The sequence below is a fragment of the Streptomyces sp. DI166 genome, from assembly GCF_900091315.1.
GTDB classification, from domain to species: domain Bacteria; phylum Actinomycetota; class Actinomycetes; order Streptomycetales; family Streptomycetaceae; genus Streptomyces; species Streptomyces fuscus.
On sequence record NZ_FLSP01000033.1, the window covers coordinates 1 to 26,028 of the forward strand.

Here is a 26,028-nt window from a genome sequence, read left to right on the forward strand (position 1 = left end):
AGGTCCCCATCAATGACTCTGAACCCAAGCCGTTTCGCATCAACACCATGAGCGACTGTCCTCGCCGTAAACGCGCCTTCCAGGACCTCTCATCCGAATGAGGGAGCCCCCAGGCTGCCCCGAATTCCCGGAGGTCCAGTGGGCATCGTCTTCGAGGCAGCGCACCGAGGGACCGGCGGGAGGCTCCATGGACCAGGCCCTGAACGAGCGGCAGCAGGCCGTGCTCGACTGGGTGGGCCAGGGGTGTCCCGACGGAGTCTGGCCGGACAGCACGTACAAGACCAGCGGGCAGGCCCTGCAGAACCGAGGGCTCATCAAAATCACCAAACGCCGCGGGCATTGGAGCGCCCACCTCACCGAGAAGGGGCGGCAGCATCTCACGGACCGCGGCATCCGCCCCGTGGAACAGAGCACCCGACCACCGGAACGGCCCGCCCGGAAACCGGCACCACCGCGCCCCAGAGCCGTGCCGAAGGCCCGTACGAACTACGCGAACCAGCTACTCGAAGAACTGGCCGCGAACGACGGCTGCCTCATCAAGCCCATCGAATCCGACCCGCACTCGGTGAATTGGGCGTCACGCGTCAACGCCGCCCGCAAGTCCGGCAAGATCCCTCACACGCAGGAACTCCACGGATACCGCACCCACCGCGGCTACGAAATCAAGCTGGTCGACATCCCTGCCTGGCGCCTCGCGGAACTCACCCCGCTCCCTGTGCCGGCCAGACTCACCAAACCCCACGCCGTCGTGGCCGCCCTCCAAAAGCAGCCGCAGCCACTGGGATTGACCAAACCCCTCCAGGGCCGAGCCCTGCGCATCATCCAAACCCTCATCGCCGCCACCACAGCCCAAGGCCACAAGGCATCGCTCGGAACCACACAAGGCGCGCCCCCGCCCCATCGGCACCGCAAGGCACCACCGCACTTCTCCATCACCGCCCACGGCGAAAGTGTCGGATTCCTCGTCCTCCAAGAACAGGACCGCAACGAACACGTCCCCACAGACAAGGAACTCGCCGACGCCAAGAAGCACTCATGGATGCGCATCCCCCGCTTCGACTACACACCCTCCAGCCGCCTACGCTTCATACTCCGCGGCGGCAGCCCGCACCGTGCAAGCGAATGGGCGGATCTCCCCGACCGGCCTCTGGAAGAACAACTCGCCGAGATCGTGCAGGAGGTCGGACTCCGCGGCGAAGCCGCAGAACGCAAACGCCTTGCAGACCAGCAAGCCAGAGAGGTACAGCAAAAGCGCTGGGAAGCCGCCATGCAGGAAGCCCACGCCGCCTACGCCCACGCCTACCGCGTCAAACAGCTCGGAGAACAGGCGGACACCTGGTACCAGGCCAGGCGCCTGACTGAATACGTCACAGCAGTAGGCGTCCATGCCGCATCGCTTCCGCCCGGGCAGGAGCGGACCGAGGTCGAGGCATGGCTCGCGTTCGCGGACGCGCACCTCCAAAGCCTCACCGAATCGGTCTCAGCGCCGAAACTGCCCACGCCGCCGAAACCCAGCGGCGACGACCTCAAGCCCTTCCTCGGTCACTGGAGCCCCTACGGACCCCGCTCCTACTGAGCCGGACCAAGGGAAATCACACCGCCACGAGCCGGACCCGCTCGCCGCACAGCTTGGCCATGTCGTCAACATCGGAAGTCAGCATGACCACGGGGCGGTGCTGTCGCAGAGCGGCCTCGGCGACGGCCGCATCGATCGCGTACTTGTGTCCGTGCAATCCGGCATTCATCAGCAACTTCGAGGCAGCCCTCGCCTCCTCGTCACCGACCGGGACGACCCGCAGCCCGGAAAGCACCCAGTTCAGGCGTGACTTGTTCGTACGGGCGTGGACGGCCTCGATGATGGTGAGCGCGCTGATCACGACCTCCATGCCACGCGAGCGCGCCTCAGCGATCAGAGCCACCACCTGCTCGTCGTCGGCGAGCAGCTTCGACAGTCCCTCACTGTCGAGGACGAGCGTCCCCTCGTGACTCAGCCTGCGGCGGGCCACTCGGCCTCCTCGGCGAACACCTCGTCGAAGACCTGCCGCGCCCGCTGACGAGCCGGCTCGGAAACCGGCCCCTTGCGGCTCTCGTAGTCCGCCAGGTACTCGTCCAGGACCTGCCCGCGCAGCTCACGCTCGACTGCCTCGGCGATGAACGCGGAGAACTCCCGCTTCCCCACTCGCGCCCGGATCGCCTCCGCGGTCCCCTCCGGCAGCGACAGGCTCACCCGCGTCGCCGGACCTTCCCCGATGCTGTACGTCGTCTCACCCATACCCCGAGTGTGTCAAACGAGTAGGAAAAGTGCCACGCCTCCGCACGGCGCCCCAGAGCCGTGAAGAAGATGTGTGGATGAAACCCGTCCCGCCCTCCCCGCGCACCGGTCAGATCACTGCCCGAAACCCAGCACGGGCTCCTCATCCCATCCCAGCACCATCCCAGCACGGTACGGATGACCAGGGGTGATGACAGGTGACGAGGGGTCAGCTATCCCAGCACCATCCCAGCACGGGAAAAAACAAAGGGCCCGACCCCGAAGAGTCGGACCCCATCTGACCTGCATGTTTGCCAGATCAGCGACGTGGTGATATGTCAGCCGCTACACGTTGAAGCGGAACTCCACCACGTCCCCGTCCTGCATCACGTACTCCTTGCCCTCCATGCGCGCCTTGCCCTTGGCGCGGGCCTCGGTGACCGAGCCGGTTTCGACCAGGTCCTCGAAGGAGATGACCTCCGCCTTGATGAAGCCCTTCTGGAAGTCGGTGTGGATGACTCCGGCGGCCTCGGGGGCGGTGGCGCCCTTCTTGATGGTCCAGGCGCGGGCCTCCTTGGGGCCGGCCGTGAGGTAGGTCTGCAGGCCCAGGGTGTTGAAGCCGACGCGGGCCAGGGTGGCGAGGCCGGGCTCCTCGGCGCCGACGGACTCCAGGAGCTCCATGGCGTCCTCCTCGTCCAGCTCGGCGAGGTCCGCCTCCAGCTTGGCGTTGAGGAAGATCGCCTCCGCGGGGGCGACCAGGGCGCGCTGCTCGGCCTTGAAGTCGTCGTCGACCAGCTCGTCCTCGTCGACGTTGAAGACGTAGAGGAAGGGCTTGGTCGTCAGCAGGTGCAGGTCGTGGAGGAGCTCCGAGCGCTCCGTGCCCTGGACGATGCCCTGGGAGAAGAGGGTGTCGCCGCGCTCCAGGATCTCCTTGGCCTCCTCGACGGCCTTGACCTTGGGCGCCACGTCCTTCTTGATCCGCGACTCCTTCTGCAGGCGCGGCAGGACCTTCTCGATGGTCTGGAGGTCGGCGAGGATCAGCTCGGTGTTGATCGTCTCGATGTCGTCCTTCGGCGAGACCTTGCCGTCGACGTGGACGACGTTCTCGTCCTTGAAGGCGCGGATGACCTGGCAGATCGCGTCGGACTCACGAATGTTCGCGAGGAACTTGTTGCCCAGGCCCTCGCCCTCGGAGGCGCCGCGCACGATGCCCGCGATGTCCACGAAGTCGACGGTCGCCGGGAGGATGCGCTGCGAGCCGAAGATTTCGGCCAGCTTGGCCAGGCGGGCGTCGGGGACGCCGACCACGCCGACGTTCGGCTCGATCGTGGCGAACGGGTAGTTGGCCGCCAGCACGTCGTTCTTGGTCAGGGCGTTGAACAGGGTCGACTTGCCGACATTCGGCAGGCCGACGATTCCGATCGTGAGCGACACGTTGCGACTTCCCGGAGTGAGTGGAGGACTGGAGGCGGGTGGGCCGATCCACCAGTCTACGGCGTGCCCCGACCCGCCCCCTGCCGCGTATCGAACGCGTGGCCAAGGTCCGCCCCTCGGCGTGTCTGACGGGCGATTCGGCACATAAACAGACCTAAGTTGGTCCAGTGGAGCAACACAGGACGCGCCCGGCGCAGGACGAGCGGCACGGGCAGCAGGGCACGCGACGGGGTGCGCCCCTTCCTTCGCAGGTCAGGGGTGGTGTCCGGGCGGACCGGACGCGGCCCGGCGAAACGCGGCGCCCGGCCGCCGGCGTACGGCGTCCCCCGCCCCCGGTGGTCCAGGCGCTGCGCCGGCTGCCGAACCCCCGGCTCACCGGACTCGGCGTCGGTCTCTTCTGTCTGCTGTTGATGCTCGCGCTCGGCTCACTGGTGTCGCTGCTGTTCGGCTCCGCGCTGACCGCCTACGGCGTGCTGTTCCTGCCGGTGTGCGTGCTGACCGCGGCCTGGGTGCGCAAGGCGGACCTGGTGACCGCGGTCGTCATCGTGCCGATCGCGTTCGCGGTCGGGCTCGTGCCGGTCGCCGAGTCCGGGGCCGGCGGGACCGGGGACCGGCTGATGGGGCTGTTCACGGCGCTGGCCACCGAGGCGGGCTGGCTGTACGTGGGCACCATGATCACCGGGGTGATCGTGACCGTACGGAAGGTTCGGCTGATGCGGCGCCGGGTGGCCGCCGCCCGCGGCCGCTCCGTGAAGTAGGCGTGAAGTAGGTCAGTCCTTCGCCGCGCGCATCGCCGCGCCCACGATCCCCGCGTTGTTCTGGAGCTGCGCCGGGACGATCTCCGCCTTGATGCCCTCGATGTAGTGCAGGAACTTCTGCGACTTGCGGCTCACTCCGCCGCCGATGATGAACAGCTCCGGCGAGAACAGCATCTCCACGTGGGCGAGGTACTTCCGCACCCGGCGCGCCCAGTGCTCCCAGCTCAGGTCGCCGTCCTCCTTGGCCTTGCTGGAGGCCTTCTTCTCGGCGTCGTGGCCGTTCAGCTCCAGATGGCCCAGCTCGGTGTTGGGGACCAGGACGCCGTCGACGAACAGGGCGCTGCCGATGCCGGTGCCGAAGGTGAGCAGGATGACGGTGCCCTGCCGGTCCCGGCCGGCGCCGAAGGCCATCTCGGCGATTCCGGCGGCGTCGGCGTCGTTGACCACCGTCACCGGCAGGCCGCCCAGGCGCTCACCGAACAGGGCGCGGGCGTCGGTGTCGATCCAGCCTTTGTCGACGTTGGCCGCCGTTCGCACCGTGGAGCCGCCGGTGACCACTCCGGGGAAGGTCAGCCCGACCGGTCCCGTCCAGCCGAAGTGGTCGACGACCTGCTTGACGCCGTCGGCCACCGCGTCCGGCGTCGCCGGGTGCGGGGTGAGCACCTTGTGGCGCTCCTCGGCCAGGTCGCCCCTGCCCAAATCCACAGGGGCGCCCTTGATTCCCGAGCCGCCGATGTCCACACCGAAGATCTGCATGGCTCTACGTTACGACGGACGACTGACGGTCACTCCCCGGAGCCGCCGGTGCGCTCCGCGATCAGCGCGGCCGCCTCCTCGCGCAGGTCCCGGCGCAGCTCCTTGGGCAGCGAGAAGGTGATCGACTCCTCGGCGGCCTTGACCAGCTCCACGTCGCCGTAGCCGCGCTGGGCGAGCCACTCCAGGACCTCCTCGACGAGGACCTCCGGGACGGAGGCGCCGGAGGTGACGCCGACCGTGGTCACGCCCTCCAGCCAGGCCTCGTCGATCTCGCTTGCGAAGTCCACGAGGTGGGCGTCGCGGGCGCCGGCCAGCTTGGCGACCTCGACCAGGCGCTTGGAGTTGGAGGAGTTGCGCGAGCCGACGACGATCACCAGGTCGGCCTCGGCGCCCATCTGCTTCACGGCGAGCTGGCGGTTCTGCGTGGCGTAGCAGATGTCGTCGCTCGGCGGGGAGATGAGCTGCGGGAACTTCTCCTTCAGCGCGTCGACGGTCTCCATGGTCTCGTCGACGCTGAGCGTGGTCTGGGAGAGCCAGACGACCTTGGACTCGTCGCGGACCTCGACCTTGGCGACGTCCTCGGGGCCGTCGACGAGGGTGATGTGGTCGGGGGCCTCGCCGGAGGTGCCGATGACCTCCTCGTGGCCCTCGTGGCCGATCAGGAGGATGTCGTAGTCCTCGTTGGCGAAGCGGACGGCTTCCTTGTGCACCTTGGTGACCAGCGGGCAGGTCGCGTCGATGGTGGCCAGCTTGCCGCGGGCGGCCTCCTCGTGGACCACCGGGGCGACGCCGTGCGCGGAGAACATGACGATGTTGCCGGGCGGGACCTCTTCGGTCCGCTCGACGAAGATCGCGCCCTTCTTCTCCAGGGTCTGCACGACGTACTTGTTGTGCACGATCTCGTGGCGGACATAGATCGGGGCCCCGTACTGCTCCAGGGCCTTCTCGACGGCGATCACGGCGCGGTCCACACCCGCGCAGTAGCCACGGGGGGCGGCGAGCAGGACACGGCGGCCAGGCGAAGCAGTCATGCGTCCCATCGTAAGGCCGCGTCCGTCGGCCCAATGATCGCGGCACAGGAGCCGGTTCCGGACAACTGGGGCAAGTCCGCCATCGGTACGGGGCGGTCTACGACCGGCCCGGCCAACGCGGTTCGTTGTCAGCGGCTGTGGATACCCTCACCGGCATGGCTCTCAACACGTCCGCGGAAACACCCCTGCCCGTCGGTGAGGTGTCCCGGCTCATCGGGGGGTGGATCGACCGGCTCGGGGCCGTGTGGGTGGAGGGGCAGATCACCCAGCTGTCGCGGCGGCCGGGCGCCGGGGTGGTGTTCCTGACGCTGCGGGATCCCTCGTACGACATCTCCGTGAGCGTCACCTGCTACCGGCAGGTCTTCGACGCCGTCGCGGACGTGGTCAGCGAGGGCGCGCGGGTGGTCGTACTGGCGAAGCCCGAGTGGTACGCCCCGCGCGGGCAGCTGTCGCTGCGGGCCGCCGAGATAAGGCCGGTGGGCGTCGGGGAGCTGCTCGCCCGGCTGGAGCGGCTGAAGAAGGCGCTGGCCTCAGAGGGGCTGTTCGCGTCCGAGCGCAAGAAGTCCCTCCCCTTCCTTCCGCAGCTCATCGGGCTGGTCTGCGGGCGCGCCTCCGCGGCCGAGCGGGACGTACTGGAGAACGCCCGGCACCGCTGGCCCGCCGTCCGCTTCGAGGTGCGCAATGTCGCCGTGCAGGGCGTGCACGCGGTGCCGCAGGTCGTGCAGGCGGTGAAGGAGCTGGACGCGATCGACGACGTGGACGTGATCATCGTGGCCCGCGGCGGCGGCAGCGTGGAGGACCTGCTGCCGTTCTCCGACGAGCAACTGGTGCGCACCGTCGCCGAGTGCCGTACGCCCGTGGTCTCCGCGATCGGCCACGAGCCCGACAACCCGCTGCTGGACCACGTCGCCGACCTGCGCGCCTCCACCCCCACCGACGCCGCCAAGAAGGTCGTACCGGACGTCGGCGAGGAGTACGAGCGGGTCCGGATGCTGCGCGACCGCGCCCGGCGCTGTGTGCGGGCGGTCGTGGACCGGGAGGAGCGGGGGCTCGCCCACGCGCTGGCCCGGCCGTCGATGGAGGACCCGCACCGGATGATCGACGAGCGCGCCGACCACGTGGCGGCCCTGCTGGACCGCGGCCGCCGCACCCTCGGCCATCTCCTCGACCGCGCCGACTCGGAGCTGACGCACACGCACGCACGCGTGGTGGCGCTCTCCCCGGCGGCGACCCTCAAGCGCGGGTACGCCGTGCTGCAGAAGGCGGACGGGCATGTTGTCCGGGACCCGGACGAGGTCGGCGGCGACGAGGTACTGCGGGCACGCGTGGCCGAGGGTGAGTTCACTGTCAGAGTCGATGCTTAGGGTGGGTGCATGACCAGCAAGGTGGATGAGGCGCTCGGTTACGAGCAGGCGCGGGACGAGCTGATCGAGGTCGTACGGCGCCTGGAGGCGGGCGGTACGACGCTGGAGGAGTCCCTGGCGCTGTGGGAGCGCGGGGAGGAGCTGGCCAAGGTGTGCCGCCGCTGGCTGGACGGCGCGCGGGCCCGCCTGGACGCGGCCCTGGCCGAGGAGGCCGCCGAGGAAGAGCCCGAGGAGTAGCCCCTCAGCCCCCGTCACGGTGTGAAGCGGATCACCACACCCCCATTTTTGTTGAAGCTTGAACCTCTCTCCCCATATAGTTGACGTGTCAGCTGATCCGGCGCACGCCCCCGGATCCGACGTCACCCCCGAGAAGGTTCCCGAATGTCTCTCGTTCTTGACCCCGCCGCCCAGGACCTGCTGTTCCGCGAGGCCCGCACCGCGAACACCTTCACCGACGAGCCGGTGACCGACGAGCAGGTCCAGGCGATCTACGACCTGGTCAAGTACGGCCCCACCGCCTTCAACCAGACCCCCCTGCGCATCACCCTGGTCCGCTCCCCCGAGGCCCGTGAGCGTCTGGTGCAGCACATGGCCGAGGGCAACCGGGCCAAGACGGCCACCGCCCCGCTGGTCGCGATCCTCTCCGCGGACAACGAGTTCCACGAGGAGCTGCCGCAGCTCTTCCCGGCCTTCCCGCAGGCCAAGGACGCCATCTTCGGCGAGCGCCCGGTCCGCGAGGCCTCCGCCGCCATGAACGCCGCCCTGCAGGCCGCGTACTTCATCGTCGGCGTGCGCGCCGCCGGTCTGGCCGCCGGCCCGATGACCGGCCTGGACTTCGAGGGCGTCCGCAAGGAGTTCCTGGACGACGACCACACCCCGCTGATGGTGGTCAACATCGGCAGGCCGGGCGAGAACGCCTGGTACCCGCGCTCCCCGCGACTGTCGTACGACGAGGTCGTCACCACCGTCTGAGCAATCCGGATCGCATGAGGAAGGCCCCCGGCGAGCACGCCGGGGGCCTTCCTCATGCGCTGTGAACCGTCACTCCGTCTTCAGCGCGCCCGCCACCTCCGTGAGCTGGTCGAACGAGCCCGTGCCCGCGACGACGGTCGTCGCGCCGTCCTCCCGCAGCACCAGGGCGTCGTAGCGGCCGCCCGTCCAGCGGGTCCAGCTGCGGCCCGCGATCTCGTCGGTGGCCTCGGTCTTCTTCGCGCCCTGGGTGGCCTCGGCGATGAAGGTCTTCGGCTTCTGAGTGGACTGCCGGATCTGCACGTACTCCCCGTCGGGAGCGTGGTAGCCGAGGTGCCAGCTGTCGCCCTGGTCGCCCCGGAACCACACCGAGGTGGGCTTCCACTCCTTGGCCAGCCCCTCGGGCGCGGCCACGGGGTACGAGGCGGCGCGGCGCGCGGTGAGCAGCTCGACGCGGTAGTCGACCCGCTTGAGGTCCGGAGTGGACTCCTCGTGCGGGATGAAGAGGTACACCACTCCCGCCGCGAGGATGGTCACCGCGAGGGAGTAGACCATGTTCCGGACCGACTTCTGCTTAGCGCTCGTACCTGCCACGCCCCCTATCGTCGCAGGTGCCCCGGTCCGCTCATCCGTGGGGGCCACTGCTCATTTTGTCGGCCTGACGATAGAGTCGTCGGCATCACCCTCATCCGGCCGTCGTCGTATCAGAAAGGTGCGCTCCGATGACCGAAAATCATCACTTGCCGACCGAGCTCGATGTCCCGTCCGAGGCTCCCGACCGCAACCTCGCCCTGGAACTCGTCCGGGTGACCGAAGCAGCCGCGATGGCCGCGGGCCGCTGGGTCGGGCGCGGCGACAAGAACGGCGCCGACGGCGCCGCGGTGCGTGCCATGCGGACCCTCGTCTCCACCGTGTCGATGAACGGCGTCGTCGTCATCGGCGAGGGCGAGAAGGACGAGGCGCCGATGCTCTTCAACGGGGAGCGGGTCGGCGACGGCACCGGCCCCGAGGTGGACATCGCGGTCGACCCGATCGACGGCACCACGCTCACCGCCAAGGGCATGCCCAACGCCATCGCCGTCCTCGCCGCCACCGAGCGCGGGGCGATGTTCGACCCGTCCGCCGTGTTCTACATGGACAAGCTGGTCACCGGCCCCGACGCGGCCGACTTCGTCGACATCAACGCGCCGATCTCGGTGAACATCCGCCGGGTCGCCAAGGCCAAGCGTTCCACCCCCGAGGACGTCACCGTCGTCATCCTGGACCGGCCCCGCCACCAGGGGATCATCAAGGAGATCCGGGAGGCCGGTGCGCGCATCAAGCTGATCTCCGACGGTGACGTCGCCGGGTCGATCTACGCGCTGCGCGAGGGCACGGGCGTCGACATGCTGCTCGGCATCGGCGGTACGCCGGAGGGAATCATCTCCGCCTGCGCCGTGAAGTGCCTGGGCGGCACCATCCAGGGCAAGCTGTGGCCGAAGGACGACGAGGAGCGGCAGCGGGCGATCGACGCCGGGCACGACCTCGACCGCGTCCTGACCACCGAGGACCTGGTCCAGGGGGAGAACGTCTTCTTCGTCGCCACCGGCATCACCGACGGCGAGTTGCTGCGCGGGGTGCGCTACCGCTCCGAGACGGCCGTCACCGAGTCGATCGTGATGCGGTCCAAGTCGGGCACGGTCCGCCGGATCGACTCCGAGCACCGGCTGAGCAAGCTGCGGGCCTACAGCGCGATCGACTTCGACCGCGCGAAGTAGGGCGCACCCGCTCCGCAAGCGAATCGGGCGCCCCCGGTGCGGAGGGGGCGCCCTTTTCGATGCCCGGTTCAGCCCGCCTGCGCTATGCGGCCCGCCGCCCTGGCCGCCTTCTTCAGCTCCAGGTCGCGGCGCCGGCGGCGGGCCAGCACCACGCGGCGCTCGGCGGCGGTGAGGCCGCCCCACACGCCGTACGGCTCGGGCTGGAGAAGGGCGTGCTCCCGGCACTCGACCATGACCGGGCAGCGTGCGCAGACCCGCTTGGCGGCCTCCTCACGGGAGAGCCGGGCGGCGGTGGGCTCCTTGGAGGGAGCGAAGAACAGCCCGGCCTCGTCCCGCCGGCACACCGCCTCGGTGTGCCACGGGGCGTCCTGGTCCCTGTCTCGCGCTGGCACCCGCTGGGCCGGAACGGCAGCTACCTGCAGGGACGAATGCGGCGGTTGCAGCACGGTCTACTCCTGACGACGGCTTCGCGAGCGAGAGACGATGCAGCAAGGTCTACCCGTTGTACGCGAGCCTATGCAGGGAGTTCCGAAGCGCTGGATTCCGGCGGCAGTTGGGCCCCGAAGCGAGCGGAACCGCGCATTACGTTTTCGGCTGCCTTCGCGTCCGTCAACGTCACAGGTGCTTGCGCAAATGCTTCTCGACCTTGGCGTGGACCCGGTCGAGAATGTCCGTGACCAGCCTGCCCCGTCTCGGCCTGCCCTCGACACTGCCCAGGACGGCCCACCCGTCGACGTAGATGACGGGCGCGGCCGCGTCCTCCGCGTCCAGCGACTCCACCTCGAAGCTGCCGAGGACGCCGCCGCCGGTGCCGCGCAGCGAGACGTTCTCCGGGACGCGCACCTCGACGCTGCCGAACACGGCGAACGCCTTGATGACGACCTGCTGGTACTCGAAGAGCGCCTCGCTGAGGTCGATCTCGACGCTGCCGAAGATCGCGTACGCGTGGACACGGCGCCCGGGGCGCCAGCGGCCCTTGCGGACGGCACTGCTGAAGACGGCGACCGCGGTGTCGTCCGGCTCGGCGGGCCCGCCGGTGGGGCGGCTCGGGGCCGGGGTGTACAGGGGTGCCGCCCGGCGGGCGTGGGCCGCGGGCAGGTCCTTGATGAAGACCTCCAGCTCGCCGACGGTCCGGGCGCCCAGCACCCCCTCCACCCGCTCGCTGTGCTCCTCGGCGGTGAGGCGGCCCTCGGCGAGCGCCTCGCGCAGGATGTCCGCGATCCGGTCGCGGTCGGCGTCGGAGGCGCGCAGCTCGGAGGCGCGCAGCTCGGAGGCGGGCACGTCCTTGACGCGCGGCTCGGCGGCGGCAGTGGGCGCGGTCTGCTTCTCAAGGTCCACGACAGCAGCGTACCCAAACACGATAGATCGCGATAGCCCCTCTTTCGGGTCGGCCCCGGCTGCCGTTCCGCTCGAACTGAGCCTTACCTCACAGGCTCGCTTCGATTCGCAGGTTCTACGCTGGTGGACGCTGCCAATGGAGGCCAGCCGCTGTCTGTCGAGTGAGGAATGGGCGAGATGCCTGAGTTCGCGTACACCGATCTGCTCCCCATGGGAGAGGACACCACCCCGTACCGGCTGGTGACCTCCGAGGGTGTCTCCACCTTCGAGGCCGACGGGCGCACGTTCCTCAAGGTCGAGCCGGAGGCGCTGCGCAAGCTCGCCGAGGAGGCCATCCACGACATCCAGCACTACCTGCGCCCCGCCCACCTCGCCCAGCTGCGCCGGATCATCGACGACCCGGAGGCGTCCGGCAACGACAAGTTCGTCGCCCTGGACCTGCTGAAGAACGCGAACATCGCGGCGGCGGGCGTGCTGCCCATGTGCCAGGACACCGGCACCGCGATCGTCATGGGCAAGCGCGGGCAGAACGTGCTGACCGAGGGCGAGGACGAGAAGGCGCTCAGCAAGGGCATCTACGACGCGTACACCAAGCTCAACCTGCGCTACTCGCAGATGGCTCCGCTCACCATGTGGGAGGAGAAGAACACCGGCTCCAACCTGCCCGCGCAGATCGAGCTGTACGCCACCGACGGCGGCGCCTACAAGTTCCTCTTCATGGCCAAGGGCGGCGGCTCGGCCAACAAGTCCTTCCTGTACCAGGAGACGAAGGCCGTCCTGAACGAGGCCTCCATGATGAAGTTCCTGGAGGAGAAGATCCGTTCGCTCGGTACGGCCGCCTGCCCGCCGTACCACCTCGCGATCGTTGTCGGCGGTACGTCGGCGGAGTACGCGCTGAAGACCGCGAAGTACGCCTCCGCGCACTACCTCGACGAGATCCCCGCCGAGGGCTCGCCGCTCGGTCACGGCTTCCGGGACAAGGAGCTGGAGGAGAAGGTCTTCGAGCTGACCCAGAAGATCGGCATCGGGGCGCAGTTCGGCGGCAAGTACTTCTGCCACGACGTGCGCGTGGTGCGTCTGCCCCGGCACGGCGCGTCCTGCCCGGTCGCCATCGCCGTGTCCTGCTCGGCCGACCGGCAGGCCGTCGCGAAGATCACCGCCGAGGGTGTGTTCCTGGAGCAGCTGGAGACGGACCCGGCGCGGTTCCTGCCCGACACGACGGACGAGCAGCTGTCCGCCGGTGACGAGGACGTTGTCAGGGTCGACCTCAACCAGCCCATGGACACGATCCTCGCCGAGCTGACCAAGTACCCGGTCAAGACGCGGCTCTCCCTGACCGGTCCGCTGGTCGTGGCCCGCGACATCGCGCACGCCAAGATCAAGGAGCGGCTGGACGCGGGTGAGGAGATGCCGCAGTACCTGAAGGACCACCCGGTGTACTACGCCGGGCCCGCGAAGACCCCCGAGGGGTACGCGTCCGGGTCCTTCGGCCCGACCACGGCCGGCCGTATGGACTCCTACGTGGAGCAGTTCCAGGCGGCGGGCGGGTCCAAGGTGATGCTGGCGAAGGGGAACCGGAGCAAGCAGGTCACCGACGCGTGTGCCGCGCACGGTGGGTTCTATCTCGGGTCGATCGGTGGGCCTGCGGCCCGGCTCGCGCAGGACTGCATCAAGAAGGTCGAGGTCGTCGAGTACGAGGAGCTCGGCATGGAGGCGGTGTGGAAGATCGAGGTGGAGGACTTCCCCGCGTTCATCGTCGTTGACGACAAGGGCAACGACTTCTTCCAGGACCCGGCGCCGGCGCCGACGTTCACGTCGATTCCGGTGCGGGGGCCGGGGCTGTAGCCCGCCGGGGGCGGGGGGGGTGTTTTTTCGCCCCCCGCCGCCCCTACCCGTCCCGTCCTCCAGGGGCTTCGCCCCTTCGACCCCACCAGGGGGCTCCGCCCCCTGGACCCCCGTCGGCCCTGGACGGGCCTCGTCCTCAAACGCCGGACGGGCTGGAGATGGCCGGGCTCGCGCAGCCCCCTGCGGGTGGGTGGGGGGTCGGGACGGTCGCTACCCCGTCCTCGAACGCCGCACGGGCCGGGGTGGCCGGGCTCGCGTAGCCCTCTGCGGGTGGGTGGCCGCGGCTGTCGGTTGATTAGTCGTCGAAGTCGAAGTCCAGTTTCTGGTAGTCGCCCTCGTCCGAGAAGTGGATCTGGCCGCTCGCGCCGCGGTAGTCGTCCGTGCCGCCTGTGATCGAGGCGTCGAAGTCCGGTTGCTCCGCCGATTCGTCCAGCGGGACCGACATGAGGACCTGGGCGGTGATCTGGCCGCCGGAGAGGACGAAGGTGCCGACGCACTGGATGTCCAGGGGGTTGCCGGTGCGGACGACCGTGCAGGTGACTCCGTCGCGGCCCACCTTGTCGCCGCCCTTGTCCTCGTAGAGGTCGTCGGCGAAGGTGAAGCTGTCGCCGACCTTGGGGAGCTGTTGCGGCCCCTCCTCGTCGGACGGGACTTCCTTGGCGTAGAGGGTGAAGTCGTCCTGGGCCGACGCCGGGGTCGCCATGACGAGGGTGGTGGCCGCCGCCAGGCCCGCGCCGAGCGCGCCGAGCGTTCTGAAGCTGCTGCGGAGCATGTGCTGCCTCCCGGGGTACGGGCCCCCCTTGCAGTCCTTTCTCATTGTCCGGCGGGGGCGGGGCGGGCGCGCGGCGTGAAGATCCGTGGCCGCCAGGGAACAGGTCACCTGTGCCGGACGCTGTGACTGGTGGAGGTGATCGGCAGTGGCCGACGAAGAGCAGAGCTATCGCATCGAGCACGACTCCATGGGCGAGGTGCGGGTGCCCGCGCACGCCAAGTGGCGGGCCCAGACCCAGCGCGCCGTGGAGAACTTCCCGGTGTCGGGGCAGCGGATCGAGCGGGCCCACATCGAGGCGCTCGCGCGGATCAAGGGCGCCGCCGCGAAGGTCAACGCGGAGCTGGGGGTGCTCGACAAGGACGTCGCCGCCGCCGTTCAGGAGGCCGCCGACGAGGTCGCCGAGGGCCGGTGGGACGAGCACTTCCCCGTCGATGTGTTCCAGACCGGGTCCGGGACCTCGTCCAACATGAACACCAACGAGGTCATCGCCACGCTCGCCAGTGAGCGGCTCGGGCGGGACGTGCATCCCAATGATCACGTCAACGCCTCCCAGTCCTCCAACGACGTCTTTCCCTCCTCCATTCACATCGCCGCCACCGCCGCCGTCACGCGTGACCTGATCCCGGCGCTCCAGCACCTCGCCGGCTCGCTGGCGCGGAAGGCGGAGGAGTTCGCGGACGTGGTGAAGTCGGGGCGTACGCATCTGATGGACGCCACGCCGGTCACCCTCGGGCAGGAGTTCGGCGGGTACGCGGCCCAGGTCAGGTACGGGATCGAGCGGCTGGAGGCGTCGCTGCCGCGGCTCGCCGAGCTGCCGCTGGGCGGAACGGCCGTGGGCACCGGGATCAACACCCCGCCCGGGTTCTCCGCCGCCGTCATCGAGGAGGTGGCGCGAGCCACGGGGCTGCCGCTGGCCGAGGCGCGCGACCACTTCGAGGCGCAGGGCGCCCGGGACGGCATCGTGGAGACCAGCGGGCAGCTGCGGACCATCGCCGTGGGACTGACGAAGATCGCCAACGATCTGCGGTGGATGGCGTCCGGGCCGCGCACGGGGCTCGCCGAGATCGCGCTGCCCGATCTCCAGCCGGGATCGTCGATCATGCCGGGCAAGGTCAATCCCGTGATCCCCGAGGCCGTGCTGATGGTCGCCGCGCAGGTCACCGGGAACGACGCGACCGTGGCCACCGCCGGGGCCGCCGGGAACTTCGAACTGAACGTGATGCTCCCGGTGATCGCCAAGAACGTCCTGGAATCGATCCGGCTGCTCGCCAACGTCTCCCGGCTGCTCGCCGACCGGACCGTCGACGGCATCGTCGCCAACCGGGAGCGGGCCCGCGAGTACGCCGAGTCGTCACCCTCCGTGGTCACCCCGCTGAACAAGTACATCGGGTACGAGGAGGCCGCCAAGGTCGCCAAGAAGGCGCTCGCGGAACGCCGGACCATCCGTCAAGTCGTACTTGAGGGCGGATACGTCGAACGCGGCGACCTCACCCTCGCTGAGCTGGACGAAGCCCTGGATGTCCTGCGTATGACGCGCCCGTGACGATGGGCGCACGCGGCGCGAACCGTGACGTTCGCCGCAGCGTCGTCAGTGGGTGACACCTAATATCTGTGCATGACGGACGGTGGAGCGATGACAACAGTGGAAGCGGGCGGATCGACGGCGTACTGGGAGCCCGGAAGTCACATCCTGTGGCGGTACCGGGAGAACGCCGGGGACCGCTTCCACATCGTGCGTCCCGTCACCGTCGTCCGGGACGACGCCGATCTGCTCGCCGTATGGCTGGCGCCCGGCACGGAATGTCTCAAACCCGCCCTCGCCGACGGCACTCCTCTGCACCGCGAGCCGCTGAGGTCGCGCTACACCAAGCCGCGCACGGTCCAGCGCGGCCGCTGGCTGGGCACCGGGGTACTGAAACTGGCCAGACCCGGAGAGCCGTGGTCGGTGTGGCTGTTCTGGGAGCAGGGCTGGCGTTTCAAGAACTGGTACGTGAACCTGGAGCAGCCGCTGGCCCGTTGGGCGGGCGGGGTGGACTCCGAGGACCACTTCCTGGACATCTGCGTGTACCCGGACCGGACCTGGGGCTGGCGCGACGAGGACGAGTTCGCCCAGGCCCAGCTGGACGGCCTGATGAACGCCGAGGTCGCCGAAGGGGTGCGGGAGGCCGGGCGGGCCGCCGAGGAGGCGATCCGCGTCTGGGCGCCGCCGTTCTCCGACGGCTGGCAGCACTGGCGCCCCGACCCGTCCTGGGCTGTACCGTCACTGCCGGAGGACTCGGACCGTACGCCCGCGCACGTGTCCTCATGAGACCCTTGATGCGCCCCCGGGCGTGAAACGTAGGATCGTCCTCCGCAAGGGCGCGCGGCGGCAACTACGGGAGCGCACAGCGGGCTTGACCGATCGTCACCGAGGGGCGGGCAGGACGTGAGCGAGGGGTACGAGGGCAACACCGTTACGGGCGGCGCACGATCCGCCCGTGGCACAGGAACAGCCTCTGGCCACGCGGGAATCCCGTTCCTGGGGCACGTATTGCGGGTATCGGGACTTCGGCGGGACGAACGACGCGCCCCGGACGGATGGATGCGACACGCGTGACGGAGCAGCCGACCTCCTTCGAGCGCCCCCTGGGCGCCGACCCCGCGGACAGCCGCGGGGCGCTCCTGCGTACCCCGAATCCGCCCCACGCACCCTGTGCCGCCGCGTTACCCGCGCAGGCACGCACCGGCGAGCCGCCCTCCACCCCGGGCACGACCGCACCGTCCGGCTACGACAAGGTCCCCGTGAGCAACGGTTCCGAGCACGCGCAGCCCTCCGCCGCCGCGGAGGCCGACACCCATCGTCCCCGGCCGGTCCCGGAGGGGATCCCGGCCCAGCCGAGCAGCGAGGCGGCTGTGGAGGAACGGCGCACCGGGCAGGGCCTGCCGGCCGGCCGCCCCACACCCATGCGGCGGGACGGCGACCGGCTGCGGTTCGTGGGCGCCGCCACCCGGCGGATCGCCCGCGGCATCGATCTCGACGAGATCGTGATGGGGCTGTGCCGGGCCACCGTGCCGACCTTCTCCGACGCGATCCTGGTCTATCTGCGCGATCCGCTGCCGGTCGGCGACGAGCGGCCCACCGGCCCGGTGGTGCTGCGGCTGCGGCGTACCGACCGGATCCCCGGAGGACCGGGACACCGAGGGCTTCCTGCCCGTGCCGGGCGTGCCCGAGCCCACCGAGCTGGCCGAACTGTCCGCGGTGACCGCCGAGTTGTGCGAGGTGCAGCCCGGCGGGGCGCTGGCGGAGGTGCTGCGCGGGGTGCGTCCGGTGTTCGCGGACTCCCCCGCCGCCCGGGCCGCGCTGCCCGAACTCCTGGGCGACGACGGCGAACTGGTCGTGCCGACCGGGCAGCGCGCGATCCTCGCCCCACTGCGCGGCCGGCGCCGGGTGATCGGCGCGGCGCTGTTCCTGCGCCGCCCGGAGCGGTTGGCCTTCGAGGCGGACGATCTGCTGGTCGCCGCCCAGCTCGCCACGCACAGCGCGCTCGGCATCGACAAGGCGGTGCTGTACGGGCGTGAGGCGTACATCGCCGACGAGTTGCAGCGCACCATGCTGCCCGAGACGCTGCCGCGGCCGACCGGGGTCCGGCTCGCCTCGCGCTACCTCCCGGCCGCCGAGACGGCGCGCGTGGGCGGTGACTGGTACGACGCGATCCCGCTGCCGGGCAGCAGGGTGGCGCTGGTCGTGGGCGACGTCATGGGCCACTCCATGACCTCGGCGGCGATCATGGGCCAGTTGCGCACGACGGCGCAGACCCTCGCCGGGCTGGACCTGCCGCCGCAGGAGGTGCTGCACCACCTGGACGAACAGGCCCAGCGCCTGGGCACGGACCGCATGGCGACCTGTCTGTACGCCGTGTACGACCCGGTCTCGCACCGCATCACCATCGCCAACGCCGGTCATCCGCCGCCCGTGCTGCTGCACCTGGGCGGACGGGCCGAGGTGCTGCGGGTGCCGCCGGGGGCGCCGATCGGGGTCGGCGGTGTCGACTTCGAGGCCGTGGAGCTGGACGCGCCGGCCGGGGCGACCCTGCTGCTGTACACCGACGGCCTGGTGGAGTCGCGGCTGCGCGACGTGTGGACCGGCATAGAGCAGTTGCGCGAGAAGCTCGCCGCGACCGCCCAGCTGACCGGGCCGGACCATCCGCCGCCGCTGGAGGCGCTGTGCGACGAGGTGCTGGACATGCTCGGTCCGGGTGACCGGGACGACGACATCGCGCTGCTCGCCGCCCGCTTCGACGGGATCGCGCCGAGCGATGTCGCGTACTGGTTCCTGGAGCCGGAGGACGCGGCGCCGGGCCGGGCCCGCAGGCTGGCCCGGCGGGCGCTGTCCCGCTGGGGTCTTGAGGAACTCAGCGACTCCGTGGAGCTGTTGGTGAGCGAGGTCGTCACCAACGCGGTCCGCTACGCCTCGCGCCCGGTGACCCTGCGGCTGCTGCGCACGGATGTGCTGCGCTGCGAGGTCGGTGACGACGTCCCGCAGTTGCCGCGGCTGCGGCAGGCGCGCGCCACGGACGAGGGAGGGCGCGGGCTGTACCTGGTGAACAAGCTGGCCCGGCGCTGGGGCGCCACGCGGCTGAGCACCGGGAAGGTCGTGTGGTTCGAGCTGAACAGGTCGAGCTCAGCAGGCCGGGCCGAGCCGGGCTGACGGCACGTCGGGCCGAGCCGGGCCTGATGGCAACGGGAAGGGGCCGGTCCCTGGTGGGACCGGCCCCTCTCGCTATCTCTCGGAGTCCGGATTATCCGGATCCTCCGGTATCTCGTCCGTCGGCGGCTCGGTCGTCGGCTGCTGGGTCGGCGGCTCGGTCGTCGGCGCGTCCGTCGTCGGGGTGTCGGTGGGCGTCTCGGTCGGGGTCTGCGTGGGCGGCTCGGTCGTCGGGGCCTCGGTCGTCGGCTCCTCCGACGGCGACTCGCTGGGCTCCTCGGACTCCGTCGGCGTCCGGGACGGCTCCACCGCGGCGCCCTGGTCGGTCTCCAGGTCGAACTTGGCGTCCGAGTCGGTCACACCGAACGTGTACGCCGCCCAGATCGACGCCGGGATGCCACCGCCGTTGACCCGGCCGGTGCCCGGCAGCTGGCCGGTGGCGCCCTTCATGTTGACCTGCTTGCCGGTCTTGTCGTCCTCGCCGAACAGGCCGACCGAGGTCACCAGGTCCGGTGTGTAGCCGGTGAACCAGGCCGAGCGGCCGAAGTCGGAGGTACCGGTCTTGCCCGCGACCTCCTGGCCCCGGCGGGCCGGGTTCTCGCGCACCGAGACCCGGGCCGTACCGTCGTCGACCACGCCGGTGAGCACCGAGGTCACGGTGTCCGCGGCCTCGCGGCTGAGGACCTCGTCGCCGATCGGGTCGGGCATGGTGACCGTGCGGTTGCGCTGCTCGGCGGACTTGATCAGGGTCGGGGTGACCTTCTTGCCGTGGTTGTCGAGGGTGGCGTACACCCCGGCCATCTGCAGCGGGCTGGCGCCCATGGTGCCGAGGGTCTGCGCGGGCACCGCCTGGAGGTCCTCCGCCATGCCGAGGTCGGCGGCGGTGTCCATGACCTCCTCCATGCCGACGTCGACGCCCATCTGCGCGAACACCGAGTTGACGGACTTGTTCATGGCCGTCTGGACGGTGATGTCGCCGTAGTCGACCTCGTCCTCGTTGGGCGGCGCGAAGCCGACCTTGTTGCCGTTGGCGTCGACCACCGGACGCCGGCTGTCGCCGTCGTAGACCGTTTTCGCGCCGATCGGGTCGCCGTCCTGCGTCTCGGCCCCGTTCTCCAGGGCCGCGGCGAGGATGACCGGCTTGAACGTGGAGGCGGGCTGGTAGTCCTCGCGGGTCGCGTTGGAGCGGTAGTGCTCGAAGTAGTTCTCGCCGCCGTACAGGGCGACGATCCTGCCCGTCTTGGGGTCGACGGAGACGGCGCCGGCCTGGATGTCGGCGTCGACCTTGCGTTCCTTCGGGTCGAGCTTGCCGGTGAGCTGGGTCTTGACCGCCTTCTCCAGCTGCGCCTGCTTCTTCGGGTCGATGTTGAGGGTGATCGTCCAGCCCTGGCCCGTGACCAGCTTGTCGGCCTCCTCGCGGGAGATGCCGTCCTCCTTCATCAGCTGCCTGGCGAGCTGGTCGTTGGCCAGGTCCACCAGGTAGCCCTTCTGGCCCTCCAGACCCGCGGCGGGCTTGGGCTTCTTGGGCACAGGGAACGTCATGTCGGACCGCTCGGAGGCGTCCAGCCAGCCCTCCTCGACCATGTTGTCCAGGACGTAGTTCCAGCGGGCCTTGACGAGCTTCTTGCCCGTCTTGGAGGCGACCTCCCAGTCGTACTGGCTCGGCGCCTGGAGGAGCGCGGCGAGGTAGGCGCCCTGCTCGACGTCCAGCTCCTCGGCGTCCACCCGGTAGTACGCCTGCGCGGCGGCCTGGATGCCGTAGGCGTTGCGGCCGAAGTAGCTGGTGTTGAGGTAGCCCGCGAGGATCTGGTCCTTGGACATCTGGCGGTCGACCTTGAGCGAGATGATCAGCTCACGGAGCTTGCGGGTGACCGTCTGCTCCTGGGTGAGGTAGTAGTTCTTGACGTACTGCTGGGTGATCGTCGAACCGCCCTGCGCACCCTTGCCGCTGAGGGTGTTGATCAGGCCGCGGGCGGTGCCCTTGAGGTCGACGCCGGAGTCCTTGTAGAAGGACTTGTTCTCGGCGGCCACGAAGGTGTTGCGGATGTCCTCGGGCACCTTGGACAGGTCCACGATCTCGCGGTTGACCTTGCCGTCACGGGCGAGGACCGAGCCGTCGCTGAACTTGTAGATGTTGCTCTGGAGCTTGGCCGCGTCGTTGCCCTTGGGCACCTCGACCATCATGTACAGCACGATGAAGGCGCCGATGCCGAGCAGGCACACTCCCAGGAACGCGCCGAGCATCTTCTTCCAGGTGAAGAACCGGCGTATGCCGCTCCTGCCGGCCGCGGGCGACGAGCGGCGGCGACTGGGCGCCGCGCGGCGTCCACCGCGCTGCCGTGCTCGTCTCTCGTCCGCTCTTCCCATGACTCCGATCCGCTCCGCTTCGCTCTGGTGTGCTCTGGCGCCACACAGGTTCGCCGCTCAGGTCAGCTCAGAAAGCTAACACCGGGACATGTGACAAAGCGCTGCCGATCCCGTCTTTTGCGGACGTGACAATGAGCACCCGTTTCAACGGAACCGACGGCCAGGGGCGCCGAAAGGTTGCTTCACCCTCGTACGGGTGAACCATCTCGCACCCGACGCCCCACGCATTCCCGGCCTACGATGATGCTCTCGACACCAGCCCACGGGAGGCACGAGATGTCCGCAGCATCCGTCGAGCAGCCTCGCGTTCCTGAGGGGTCGGACGCCTACCCCGAGCCGCCGCGAACCCTGCTCGATCAGGCCGACCGGCTCATGCAGCAGCTCCCCGGCTACCGCGTCGAGATCCTCGCAGGAGCGCTCACCGTGACACCGCCCCCGGATGCCGCCCACGCAAGGGCCCTGGCCCGTCTCAAGCGCCCCTTCGCCGCCGCAGGTCTCGACGGGGGCGAAACGGAGGTACTGGAGGGCGTCGGCCTGTGGCTGCCCGACGGTCCCGAGGACTACGCCGTGCCGGACCTGTCGGTGGTCGACGCCGACATCGAAGAGCACCTCGTCGACTACAACTGCTACGACCCCGCGGCCTTCCGGCTGGTCCTGGAGGTGACGTCCGGCAACCACGGCACCGACCTGCGGACGAAGGTCAGGGCGTACGGCAACGCCAAGATCCCTGTCCATGTGATCGTCGACCGCCGGCACGACCGGCTCCATGTCCTGACCGACCTGGTCGAAGGCGGTTACGACACCCACCGGGTGCATGCCCGGGGAGAACACGTCACGCTCCCCGAGTCGATCGGGGCCGAGGTCACCCTCGACGTGTCCGCCATCCTCACGGCGGCCCAGCAGGCACCGGATCCCCGCATCCGCCGCTGAGACCGCGCCGCGGCCACCCGCCAACCCCGCCGATCCTTCGGAGGAGGCCAAGCCGATCCCGCGCCGCGGCGGGCCCCCCGCGAACCCGCCCGAACCCCAGTAGCAGAACCGTGACAATCGGCCCTCACCTGGGCCGCCCCACCCACCGCCAGGGACTGCACACTGCGCGTATACATCGGGGGTATACACCCGGTGTACAGTCCTCGGCATGTCCATCGGTCACACCCTTCTGGGGCTCCTGGAATCGGGTCCGCGTCACGGCTACGACCTGAAGCGGGCCTTCGACGAGAAGTTCGGTCACGACCGGCCGCTGCACTACGGCCAGGTCTACTCGACGATGTCCCGGCTGCTGAAGAACGGCCTCGTCGAGGTCGAGGGCATCGAGCCCGGCGGCGGCCCCGAGCGCAAGCGGTACGCGATCACCGACGCCGGCGTCACCGACGTACAGCGGTGGCTCGCGACGCCCGAGAAGCCCGAGCCGTACCTGCAGTCCACGCTGTACACCAAGGTCGTGCTCGCGCTGCTGACCCGGCGCGACGCCGCCGACATCCTCGACACCCAGCGCGCCGAGCACCTGCGCATGATGCGCATCCTCACCGACCGCAAGCGCAAGGGCGACCTCGCCGACCAGCTGATCTGCGACCACGCCCTGTTCCACCTGGAGGCGGACCTGCGCTGGCTGGAACTGACCGCGGCCCGTCTCGACAAGCTCGCGGAGGTGGTGGTCAAGTGACTGCGCCCGCTGGTGCCCTGCTCGTGGCCGAGCAGCTGCGCAAGGCCTACGGTCCGACCGTCGCCCTCGACGGCGCCGAGTTCTCCGTGCACCCCGGCGAGGTCGTCGCCGTCATGGGGCCCTCCGGCTCCGGGAAGTCGACGCTGCTGCACTGCCTCGCCGGCATCGTGACCCCGGACTCCGGTTCCATCCTGTACGCCGGACGCGAGCTGGCGACGATGAGCGACGCCGAGCGCAGTGCGCTCAGGCGCTCGGAGTTCGGGTTCGTCTTCCAGTTCGGCCAGTTGGTGCCCGAGCTGACCTGTGTGGAGAACGTCGCGCTGCCGCTCAGACTCAACGGCACCTCCCGCAAGGAGGCCGAACGCACCGCGCTGTCCTGGATGGAGCGCCTGGAGGTCGCCGACCTGGGCAGGAAGCGGCCCGGTGAGGTCTCCGGCGGCCAGGGGCAGCGGGTCGCGGTGGCCCGCGCACTGGTCACCAGCCCCCGCGTCCTGTTCGCGGACGAGCCGACCGGCGCGCTGGACTCGCTCAACGGCGAGCGCGTGATGGAGCTGCTCACCGAGGCCGCGCGGTCCACCAACGCCGCCGTCGTCCTGGTCACCCACGAGGCACGGGTGGCCGCCTACTCCGACCGCGAGATCGTCGTACGGGACGGCAAGTCCCGTGACATGGAGCGGATCGTATGAGGGGGCGCTGGGCCAGGGACCTGGCCATGGGGGTGCGGTTCGCCTTCGCGGGGGGCCGTGAGGGCTGGACCCGGGCCCTGCTGACCGCGGTCGGCGTCGGGCTCGGTGTGGCGCTGCTGCTGCTGACCACCGCGATCCCGAGCGCGCTTCAGGCCCGCGACGAGCGCGGCAACGCCCGCACCGACATCACCTACAGCGGCGAGAAGCCGCCCAAGGGCAAGGACACCCTGCTCGTCGCGGACGTCGACACCAAATTCCACGGTGAGGACATCCGGGGCCGCGTGCTGGAGCCCGAGGGCCCCGACGCACCGACGCCGCCCGGCGTGGAGAAGTTCCCCGCGGTCGGCGAGATGCTGGTCTCCCCCGCGCTCAAGCGGGTCCTGGAGTCCGACGACGGGAAGCTGCTGCGCGAGCGCCTGCCGGACAGGATCGTCGGCACCATCGGCCACGGCGGTCTGATCGGCTCGGCAGATCTCGCCTTCGTGCGGGGCGGGGAGGGGCTGGCGAAGCACCTCGACGGCGCCTACGTGGCCCGCATCAACAAGTACGGCGACCCGAACCCGTACAGCGACCCCATGGACCCGGTGCTGGTCCTGCTGATCCTCGTGGTGCTCGTGGCGCTGCTGATGCCGGTCGCGGTGTTCATCGCGGCGGCCGTACGGTTCGGCGGCGAGCGGCGCGACCGGCGGCTGGCGGCCCTGCGCCTGGTGGGCTCCGACAGCCGGATGACCCGCCGTATCGCGGCCGGCGAGGCCCTGGCGGGCTCGCTGCTCGGACTGGTCTTCGGCACCGCCTTCTTCCTGATGGGACGTCAGTTCGCGGGCTCGGTGGAGGTGTTCCGGCTCAGCGTCTTCCCCGAGGACCTCAACCCCTCCCCCGCGCTCGTCCTGCTGGTGGCCGTCGCGGTCCCGGCGGCGGCGGTGCTGGTGACGCTGCTGGCGCTGCGCGGGGTGGTCATCGAACCGCTCGGCGTGGTGCGCACGGCGAAGCCGGCCAGGCGCCGGCTGTGGTGGCGGCTGCTGCTGCCCGTCGGCGGACTGGCCATGCTCGCCCCGATGATCGGCCAGGGCAACGACGAGGAGTTCAACGAGTACCTCGTCATCGGCGGCGTGATGCTGCTGCTGGTCGGCGTGACCGCGCTGCTGCCCTGGGTGGTGGAGACGGTCGTGGCCCGGCTCGGCGGCGGCTCTGTCTCCTGGCAACTCGCGGTACGCCGCCTGCAGTTGAGCAGCGGTACGGCCGCCCGGCTGGTCAACGGCGTCGCCGTGGCGGTGGCCGGCGCCATCGCCCTGCAGATGCTGTTCTCCGGGACGGAGAACGCGTACACCGCGGACACCGGCTTCGACGTCTCCAAGGCGCAGATGGAGGTGTCGGTGGCGGGCGACACCGAACTGGCCAACGCGGTCGAGCGGTTGCGCGAGACCGAGGGCGTGCGTCAGGTGATCGCCAACCACATCGGGGACCTCGGCGACAAGCGGCTGGACCCCGAGCGCACCTCGACGGTGACCGTGGGTGACTGCGCGGCGCTGCGCGAGGTGGCGGACCTGCCCTCCTGCGAGGACGGCGATGTCTTCGCGGTGCGCGGCGCCGAGTACGACACGGACACCCCGAAGCTGGCCGTCCCTGGCACGAAGCTGTACATCGACCCGAGCTACGAGGGCGACACCCGGGGCAAGGAGGTCGTCTGGCAGGTGCCGGAGGACATCCGGCAGGCCGAGTCGCTCAAGGACCTCACCGGTTCCGAGCGCGGCGGCTTCCTGTTCACGCCGAAGGCGGCGCCCGAGGCGGCGCTCCCGGCGCTGCTCGGACGGGCCTACATCGCACTCGACGAGTCGGTGCCCGACGTCCGGGAGCACGTCCGCAACACCGCCGCCGCGCTCGGCCCGTTCGTCTACCCCAGCGACTGGTCGGCGACGAAGCAGTCCGACCGCTTCGCCTCCATCCGTACCGGTCTGTTCGTCGGCGCGGTATGCGTACTGGTGCTGATCGGGGCGAGTCTGCTGGTGTCGCAGCTGGAGCAGTTGCGCGAACGCAAGAAGCTGCTGTCGGCGCTGGTCGCCTTCGGCACCCGGCGGCGCACGCTGAGCCTGTCGGTGCTGTGGCAGACGGCGATCCCGATCACGCTGGGACTGGCGCTGGCCTCGACGGTCGGTCTCACCCTCGGCGCGGTGCTGCTGAAGATGACGAACACCGCGATCCGGGTGGACTGGGCGAGCCTGCTGTCGATGACCGGCGCCGCGGCCGGCGTAGTCCTCGCGGTGACCCTGCTCAGCCTGCCGCCGCTGCTGCGGCTGATGCGGCCCGACGGGCTGCGCACGGAGTGATCCCGCGGCAGAAGGAAGGGGCCCCTGTC

General features: G+C 70.0%; 23 protein-coding genes and 1 pseudogene. 14 read left to right on the forward strand and 10 right to left on the reverse strand.

From position 1 onward, the window contains the following. Positions 1-187 precede the first annotated feature (187 nt). A complete protein-coding gene (locus GA0115233_RS41070) occupies positions 188-1,576 on the forward strand; it encodes a hypothetical protein (protein ID WP_176711834.1) in 1,389 nt (462 codons plus the stop codon). A 16-nt stretch (positions 1,577-1,592) separates the two neighbouring features. On the opposite strand, the gene GA0115233_RS17985 is transcribed toward GA0115233_RS41070, so the two are convergent. The 3 genes from GA0115233_RS17985 to ychF all read right to left on the reverse strand — a co-directional run bounded on the left by GA0115233_RS17985 (position 1,593) and on the right by ychF (position 3,685). Beyond that, positions 1,593-2,006, reverse strand: a complete 414-nt coding sequence (locus tag GA0115233_RS17985; protein ID WP_093721253.1) for a PIN domain-containing protein — start codon at positions 2,004-2,006, stop codon at positions 1,593-1,595. Beyond that, positions 1,988-2,272 carry a hypothetical protein gene (locus GA0115233_RS17990; protein ID WP_093721254.1) on the reverse strand — a complete coding sequence of 95 codons (285 nt, stop codon included), beginning with the start codon at positions 2,270-2,272 and terminating at the stop codon, positions 1,988-1,990. The genes GA0115233_RS17985 and GA0115233_RS17990 overlap by 19 nt, the downstream gene beginning before the upstream one ends. A gap of 324 nt (positions 2,273-2,596) precedes the next feature. Continuing rightward, a complete protein-coding gene (gene ychF, locus GA0115233_RS17995; RefSeq protein ID WP_093721255.1) occupies positions 2,597-3,685 on the reverse strand; it encodes a redox-regulated ATPase YchF in 1,089 nt (362 codons plus the stop codon). Between the two features lie 167 nt (positions 3,686-3,852). On the opposite strand from ychF, the gene GA0115233_RS18000 reads away from it, so the two are divergent. Continuing rightward, positions 3,853-4,443, forward strand: coding sequence for a DUF6542 domain-containing protein (locus tag GA0115233_RS18000; protein ID WP_176711835.1), 591 nt, complete (start codon positions 3,853-3,855; stop codon positions 4,441-4,443). 12 nt (positions 4,444-4,455) lie between these two features. On the opposite strand, the gene ppgK is transcribed toward GA0115233_RS18000, so the two are convergent. Both ppgK and GA0115233_RS18010 read right to left on the reverse strand, forming a co-directional pair. Next, the gene (ppgK, locus tag GA0115233_RS18005; RefSeq protein ID WP_093721256.1) at positions 4,456-5,199 is read right to left on the reverse strand and encodes a polyphosphate--glucose phosphotransferase; all 744 of its coding nucleotides are present in this window, start codon (positions 5,197-5,199) and stop codon (positions 4,456-4,458) included. Positions 5,200-5,228: 29 nt separating this feature from the next. Further along, positions 5,229-6,230, reverse strand: a complete 1,002-nt coding sequence (locus GA0115233_RS18010; protein ID WP_093721257.1) for a 4-hydroxy-3-methylbut-2-enyl diphosphate reductase — start codon at positions 6,228-6,230, stop codon at positions 5,229-5,231. 155 nt (positions 6,231-6,385) lie between these two features. Here GA0115233_RS18010 and xseA point away from each other — a divergent pair, with 155 nt between their 5' ends. The 3 genes from xseA to GA0115233_RS18025 all read left to right on the forward strand — a co-directional run bounded on the left by xseA (position 6,386) and on the right by GA0115233_RS18025 (position 8,566). Continuing rightward, positions 6,386-7,594: an exodeoxyribonuclease VII large subunit gene (gene xseA / locus GA0115233_RS18015; RefSeq protein WP_093721258.1), complete on the forward strand. Its 1,209-nt coding sequence runs from the start codon at positions 6,386-6,388 to the stop codon at positions 7,592-7,594. A 9-nt stretch (positions 7,595-7,603) separates the two neighbouring features. After that, positions 7,604-7,831 (forward strand): exodeoxyribonuclease VII small subunit, encoded by a 228-nt coding sequence (locus GA0115233_RS18020; RefSeq protein ID WP_093721259.1) that lies wholly within the window; start codon positions 7,604-7,606, stop codon positions 7,829-7,831. Between the two features lie 144 nt (positions 7,832-7,975). Next, complete coding sequence (locus GA0115233_RS18025; protein WP_093721260.1) at positions 7,976-8,566, forward strand: malonic semialdehyde reductase; 591 nt, start codon at positions 7,976-7,978, stop codon at positions 8,564-8,566. Positions 8,567-8,635: 69 nt separating this feature from the next. Here GA0115233_RS18025 and GA0115233_RS18030 read toward each other — a convergent pair whose 3' ends face one another. After that, complete coding sequence (locus GA0115233_RS18030; RefSeq protein ID WP_093721261.1) at positions 8,636-9,157, reverse strand: DUF4245 domain-containing protein; 522 nt, start codon at positions 9,155-9,157, stop codon at positions 8,636-8,638. 128 nt (positions 9,158-9,285) lie between these two features. On the opposite strand from GA0115233_RS18030, the gene glpX reads away from it, so the two are divergent. Further along, positions 9,286-10,320, forward strand: a complete 1,035-nt coding sequence (gene glpX, locus GA0115233_RS18035; protein ID WP_093721262.1) for a class II fructose-bisphosphatase — start codon at positions 9,286-9,288, stop codon at positions 10,318-10,320. A 68-nt stretch (positions 10,321-10,388) separates the two neighbouring features. Here the strand turns inward: glpX and GA0115233_RS18040 are convergent, their stop codons facing one another. After that, a complete protein-coding gene (locus GA0115233_RS18040; RefSeq protein ID WP_093721263.1) occupies positions 10,389-10,766 on the reverse strand; it encodes a WhiB family transcriptional regulator in 378 nt (125 codons plus the stop codon). A 169-nt stretch (positions 10,767-10,935) separates the two neighbouring features. Continuing rightward, entirely contained in the window at positions 10,936-11,601 is a 666-nt protein-coding gene (locus tag GA0115233_RS18045) for a DUF1707 SHOCT-like domain-containing protein (protein WP_093721326.1), read from the reverse strand. A gap of 225 nt (positions 11,602-11,826) precedes the next feature. Here GA0115233_RS18045 and GA0115233_RS18050 point away from each other — a divergent pair, with 225 nt between their 5' ends. Beyond that, positions 11,827-13,503 carry a fumarate hydratase gene (locus tag GA0115233_RS18050; protein WP_093721264.1) on the forward strand — a complete coding sequence of 559 codons (1,677 nt, stop codon included), beginning with the start codon at positions 11,827-11,829 and terminating at the stop codon, positions 13,501-13,503. 295 nt (positions 13,504-13,798) lie between these two features. On the opposite strand, the gene GA0115233_RS18055 is transcribed toward GA0115233_RS18050, so the two are convergent. Continuing rightward, entirely contained in the window at positions 13,799-14,275 is a 477-nt protein-coding gene (locus tag GA0115233_RS18055; protein WP_093721265.1) for an allene oxide cyclase barrel-like domain-containing protein, read from the reverse strand. 145 nt (positions 14,276-14,420) lie between these two features. On the opposite strand from GA0115233_RS18055, the gene GA0115233_RS18060 reads away from it, so the two are divergent. From GA0115233_RS18060 to GA0115233_RS18070, 3 genes and pseudogenes are all read left to right on the forward strand, one after another. Continuing rightward, the gene (locus GA0115233_RS18060; RefSeq protein WP_093721266.1) at positions 14,421-15,818 is read left to right on the forward strand and encodes a class II fumarate hydratase; all 1,398 of its coding nucleotides are present in this window, start codon (positions 14,421-14,423) and stop codon (positions 15,816-15,818) included. Positions 15,819-15,908: 90 nt separating this feature from the next. Next, positions 15,909-16,583 (forward strand): cytidylyl-2-hydroxypropylphosphonate hydrolase, encoded by a 675-nt coding sequence (locus GA0115233_RS18065; RefSeq protein ID WP_255310247.1) that lies wholly within the window; start codon positions 15,909-15,911, stop codon positions 16,581-16,583. 269 nt (positions 16,584-16,852) lie between these two features. Beyond that, positions 16,853-18,962, forward strand: a pseudogene (locus tag GA0115233_RS18070) (SpoIIE family protein phosphatase). A 72-nt stretch (positions 18,963-19,034) separates the two neighbouring features. Here GA0115233_RS18070 and GA0115233_RS18075 read toward each other — a convergent pair. Then, entirely contained in the window at positions 19,035-21,326 is a 2,292-nt protein-coding gene (locus tag GA0115233_RS18075) for a transglycosylase domain-containing protein (protein ID WP_093721268.1), read from the reverse strand. 276 nt (positions 21,327-21,602) lie between these two features. On the opposite strand from GA0115233_RS18075, the gene GA0115233_RS18080 reads away from it, so the two are divergent. The 4 genes from GA0115233_RS18080 to GA0115233_RS18095 all read left to right on the forward strand — a co-directional run bounded on the left by GA0115233_RS18080 (position 21,603) and on the right by GA0115233_RS18095 (position 25,999). Next, positions 21,603-22,256: a Uma2 family endonuclease gene (locus tag GA0115233_RS18080; RefSeq protein ID WP_093721269.1), complete on the forward strand. Its 654-nt coding sequence runs from the start codon at positions 21,603-21,605 to the stop codon at positions 22,254-22,256. A gap of 208 nt (positions 22,257-22,464) precedes the next feature. Beyond that, complete coding sequence (locus tag GA0115233_RS18085; RefSeq protein WP_093721270.1) at positions 22,465-22,989, forward strand: PadR family transcriptional regulator; 525 nt, start codon at positions 22,465-22,467, stop codon at positions 22,987-22,989. Then, positions 22,986-23,675 carry an ABC transporter ATP-binding protein gene (locus GA0115233_RS18090; RefSeq protein WP_093721271.1) on the forward strand — a complete coding sequence of 230 codons (690 nt, stop codon included), beginning with the start codon at positions 22,986-22,988 and terminating at the stop codon, positions 23,673-23,675. Before GA0115233_RS18085 ends, GA0115233_RS18090 begins: the two co-directional genes overlap by 4 nt. Next, the gene (locus GA0115233_RS18095; RefSeq protein WP_093721272.1) at positions 23,672-25,999 is read left to right on the forward strand and encodes an ABC transporter permease; all 2,328 of its coding nucleotides are present in this window, start codon (positions 23,672-23,674) and stop codon (positions 25,997-25,999) included. Before GA0115233_RS18090 ends, GA0115233_RS18095 begins: the two co-directional genes overlap by 4 nt. Positions 26,000-26,028 lie beyond the last annotated feature (29 nt).